Origin of the sequence: Variovorax sp. GrIS 2.14 (assembly GCF_046115955.1) — a bacterium.
Classification (GTDB): Bacteria; Pseudomonadota; Gammaproteobacteria; order Burkholderiales; family Burkholderiaceae_C; genus Variovorax.
In genome coordinates this window covers 1-4,914 of the sequence record NZ_JBJXIA010000065.1, presented here as the reverse complement: position 1 = coordinate 4,914, position 4,914 = coordinate 1, and the positions used below count along the sequence as shown (strand labels likewise).

The window sequence follows — 4,914 nt, the reverse complement described above, 5'->3', positions numbered from 1 at the left end:
TGCCTAGTTTGATGAAGAGCTCGACTGCTCGGATTCGATCTTCGTAGGAATACATGAACTACTTTCAGGTAGTCCAACTTTTTGTCCGCACCCCCATCTTGGAAAACCGAAGGCGTCCCTTGCATACATGGTTTCAGGCGCTGAATCAAAGGTGACGACCGGAGTTTGCTTCCATGATGCAAAGAGCCATTGAAAGCCGAGTCTATTTAATGTCTACGTTTCCTGATGTTTGATTCCCGAAATGACACGGGCGATCTTCTCGCCGCATGTGATCCGGTGTTTGATTGTTAAAGTAAAAATGTGAGGCGCGACATGTTGAAAACGGCACCCTGGCGAAACAACGAGTTGAAAAGTCTGCAGGTGCTACAAGCCCTGAATGTTCTGGACAGCGCACCTGAGCCTGAGTTCGATGCGCTCGCGCATGCCGCTGCGAACGTCTGTCAAACCCCGACCGCATTGGTGACTCTCGTTGACATCGATCGACAATGGTTCAAGGCCAGTGTTGGCTTTGACGGGCCGCCGCAGACGTCCCGTGAGCTGAGCTTTTGCGCCCATGCGGTCCTTGGCGACGCTCTATTTGTCGTTGAAGATGCCGCCCAAGACCCTCGTTTTTGCGAACATCCTCTTGTCGTGGGCGCCCCCCATATTCGCTTCTACGCGGGCGCACCCCTGATATTGCCGGACAACGTGCGGATAGGCACGCTGTGCGTCATCGACTCGCATCCACGCCGACTCGACGACGCTCAGCGCATTGCTTTGAAGCGACTTGCGTTCGCGGTCGTGACGGCACTTCAAGGCAGAGCGGCGGTGCAGCGGCTGAGGTTGCTGGCTGCTGCCGATCAGGCCCGCGATGTGCAAGAACTTGTCCAGAATGCGCTTTCGAATGTCGATGGCGCCATGCAACGCCTCTTTGCCTTGGCCCAAGTGAGCTCGGTGCCGAATTTGGGCGACGTAGCAACAATGATGCCCTTCGAAAGTCCAGCACTTCGGTCCGAGGCGTCGACTGACGCGGCGCGCCCACTTATGACGCCGAAGTCAAATGCAATGCATTTCTGTTTGACTTCGATCGTCGCGCTGCTCGGGATCACGTTGCGACTATTGCAGCCGGAAAAACGACTTTCGCCGATTGAGCAGGCGCGTCTGTGGACGCAATTGGCGGCCGACACAAGGATTGCGGGAGGCGCTGCGTACCGCGCAGCTTTGGCGCTAGCCGATCCCTCGTCTGGTCGCTCTTGAAAGAGAAAGCCTCAGTACTTCAAGCGTAGCCGTGGAGTGAGCGCCAGGCTGATGGGAGACTTCGCGCACCTCGCGCGCGAGGCATGCGAGCACTTGTTTTCCGATGCGCCGAAGATGCCGCGGCGGCCAGCGAGGTGGCCGAACCTGCCGCGGCCGTGCTGAGCGATGAGGAGACGCCTCAGACCGAGGCGTTCTTCGAGATGTGGCGATTTGGATTTGACCCGTGACGACGGAAGCGTCCGCTGAAAATGCGCCCGGACTTCTTTCTGCCAAGGATTGGAGCTGAACTGGAACCGGGTGAAGGCGTGCATGGACGAGGGCAGGGGTGCCACGTATTCGATAGGGCGCAGCTTCCCAAGCTTGATCTGTCGACGTCAACACGGACGTTTTCGTTAAATTCGTCACCGGCATCGGGCCGTGCCTGATGGTCTTTGTGTGCGATTTCCACCATGCTTGCACGAGTGAAAAATTTGGACAGTTGGCGGTGCGGAAATTGCGTTCACGGCGGGCCCAAGGACGGTTGGCCGCTGTGCGACGCTGCTTGCCTCATCGATCTTCGCTGCGCTCAGCGCACCAACGAGGCCGTGCTGCGCGCGACAACGATCGAAGCCTTGTTTCAGCGGCTGTGCAGCGCAGACATTGAGAGCGGCAATTTCCAGATGGTAGCCGTGTGCAGGCCCGACGCGGTCACCGGGGGATCGAGATTGTCACCATCGCGGGCACATCAGCGACGAAATGTTGACCCAGATGTCTTTGTCAGTATGTTCTTGACGAATGCTCTGGGCCGGAGCCTGATCAGTCAAGCCTATCGCAGCAGCTCGCCTGTCGGCGGCAACGACTTTCACCAAAACGTGCAGTCCGCGCCTTGGTATAGCCAGTCCGAGAGGTTGGTCATGCCGCAATTGCCGCCATGCTACTTCGCTGCCAATGTCGCGCGATCCGCGTGCTTGCGCTTTACTGTGCGGGACGCGGTGATTCAACGTGCAGGACGTGGCCCTGATCGACCCTATGGCGCATAACGTCGGCTTCGACCTGGACGATTTGGAGCGCGATGTCCGCCGGCGGCAGGCTGAGGACCTGCTGCGAGCGAGTGAGCAGCGCGTTCGCAGCCTGCTTGAGGGCATGGAGGACGGCTACTACGAGGTCGACCTGCACGGCCGCTACCGCTACGTCAACGAGGCCTTCGTGCGGCTGCTTGGCTACAACGCGCAAGAACTTGACGGCCTCGACAACCGCGCGCACCAGACGCCCGAGATGGCCAGCGAAGTGGCCGCGACCTTCAAAGAGGTGTACCGAACCGGCGAGCACCGAAAAACCCAATCTTGGGAGTACGTGCACAAGAACGGCAATGTCGTGCGGGTGGAGGGATCCGTCAGTCTGCTGCGCGGACCCACTGGAGAGTGCATCGGGTTCTTCGGAATGCTGCGCGACATTACTGCACGCACGCGCATCGAGCTTGCGCTGCGAACAAGCGAGGAAAAGTACCGCACCATCGTCCAGTCAATGGGCGACTCTTACTTCGAGGTCGACTTGCACGGTCGTCTCACGTCAGTCAATCCGGCCTTCGGCGCGATGTTGGGGCGACCAATGGAGGATCTCGTCGGTCGCAGCCACCGGGAGCTTCAGACCAAGGCCGCGGCCGATCAGGTGCTTCAGGTGTTCCGCTCGGTATTCGATACGCGTCGCACGGTGCCCAGCTTTGACTGGGAGATGCTGCACCGGAACGGCCGAACTGTGATGGGCGAAGGTCAGGTGCAGCCTGTCTTCGACGAGCATGACCGGGTGCTGGGCTTTCGAGGTACGCTGCGCGACGTTACAGAACGCCGGCGTGTCGAGCAGGCGCTCCATCAAAGCGAGCAACGTTTTAGGGCGTTGGCCCATCTTTCGACCGATTGGTTCTGGGAGCTGGACGCCGATCTTCGCTACCGAACGCTGGCCGGGCGTGGCGGCGTGGTGCCGGCTACGCGCGACAAGTTCGTCGGCCAGTTGATATGGGAAACGGCTCTAGCGATCGAGGCCCCACGCACGTGGGCGATGGTGCGTACCGAGATGGAAGCACGTGAGGCGTTCCGCGACGTCGTCATGTTTCGCACGCTCGACAACGGCCGCCCGTATTTTCTGAGCGTGAGCGGCGAGCCAGTATTCAGCGACGGCGCATTCGCAGGGTACCGCGGCATCTCGCGCGAGATCACCAAGGAGAAGCTTGCCGAGAGCCGCGTCCAGTTTTTGGCGACCCACGATGCGCTCACCGGCCTGCCCAACCGCCTGATGTTCGGCCAGCTGCTCACCGGTGCAATCCGCAGCGCTCAGCGTGACGGTGCCTGCTTCGCTTTGCTGTTCATCGACCTCGACCGCTTTAAATTTGTTAACGACACTTTGGGCCACGACGTCGGCGATACCCTATTGCAGGAGATCGCTGGGCGCTTCTGCGATGCGTTGGGACCGGCGCATGTGTTGGCTCGGCTGGGCGGTGACGAGTTCGTGGCGTTGCTGCAAGACGGCCAGGGGCGCACCGCCATCGATGCGGTGGCCGCCCGGCTGCTAACCGCCGCGCTGCAGCCGCTGGTCTTGCAGGGGCAGGAATGCCGCGTGAGCGCCAGCATTGGCGTGGCACAGTACCCGTTGCACGGCCAGGACGAACGCACCCTGATGAAGAATGCGGACACTGCGATGTACTTTGCCAAAGACGCCGGCAAAAACAACCTGCAGTTTTACTCAGAAGACATGCGCGCGCGCTCGACCGAGCGCTTCGCCATCGAGAGCCAACTGCGCAGTGCACTTGAGCGTAACGAACTTAGCCTTCACTACCAGCCCCAGATTGACCTCGCAACTGACGCCATCGTGGGCGTGGAAGCGCTGCTTCGCTGGGACCATCCGGAACTGGGGTCGGTCGTGCCCCTACGCTTCATCGGCATTGCGGAGGAGACCGGGCTGATCGTGCCCATCGGCAAATGGGTGCTGCGCGAAGCGTGCCGGCAGAACATGGCTTGGCAACGTGCCGGGCTGCCCATGGTCTGCATGGCAGTAAACCTATCTGCGCGGCAATTGCAGGACGAGTTGTTCCTGTCCGATCTGGCCGCAGTAATTCGGGAAACAGGCCTGCCACCGCACCTGCTGGAACTGGAGATCACCGAAGGCATGGTGGTGCAAAACCCCGACGCGGCGGTGCAGTTGCTGCGTGCGATCAAGGCGATGGGGGTGCGTTTGGCAATCGACGATTTTGGCACCGGCTACTCCTCGCTTGCGCAGCTCAAAGCCTTTCCCATCGACACGCTCAAGATCGACCGTTCCTTCATCGACGAAATTGTCACTAGCTCGCAGGACACAGCGATCACGCAGGCGATCATCGCCATGGGCAAGAGCCTGGGGCTCACCGTGGTGGCCGAAGGCGTTGAAACCTTTGAGCAAGAGCGACTCCTGCGCCAGCACAAATGCGACCGCACGCAGGGCTACTTTTTCAGCCGACCGGTGTCCGCCGACGCGTTCGCGAGCCTCCTGGAGCAGCACGAGCGTCGGCTGCGCCAATTCGCATCCAGCGCGAATAAAGCTTGAGCCCGTCTGCGCCGGTTGAATCTTGACCTATCGGGGGTGCGGACAAAAAGTTGGACTACCTGAAAGTAGTTCATGTATTCCTACGAAGATCGAATCCGAGCAGTCGAGCTCTTCATCAAACTAGGC

At 60.0% G+C, this 4,914-nt stretch carries 2 protein-coding genes; both read left to right on the top strand.

Translation table 11 applies throughout. From position 1 onward, the window contains the following. Positions 1–312 precede the first annotated feature (312 nt). Complete coding sequence (locus RCH10_RS27260) at positions 313–1,236, top strand: GAF domain-containing protein (RefSeq protein WP_409054798.1); 924 nt, start codon at positions 313–315, stop codon at positions 1,234–1,236. 990 nt (positions 1,237–2,226) lie between these two features. Further along, the gene (locus RCH10_RS27255) at positions 2,227–4,788 is read left to right on the top strand and encodes an EAL domain-containing protein (protein ID WP_409054797.1); all 2,562 of its coding nucleotides are present in this window, start codon (positions 2,227–2,229) and stop codon (positions 4,786–4,788) included. The last annotated feature ends 126 nt before the right edge of the window (positions 4,789–4,914 follow it).

Excerpts from the sequence above, each read along its gene's own strand:
- RCH10_RS27260 (WP_409054798.1), top strand. The coding sequence starts at position 313 with ATGTTGAAAACGGCACCCTGGCGAAACAACGAGTTGAAAAGTCTGCAG.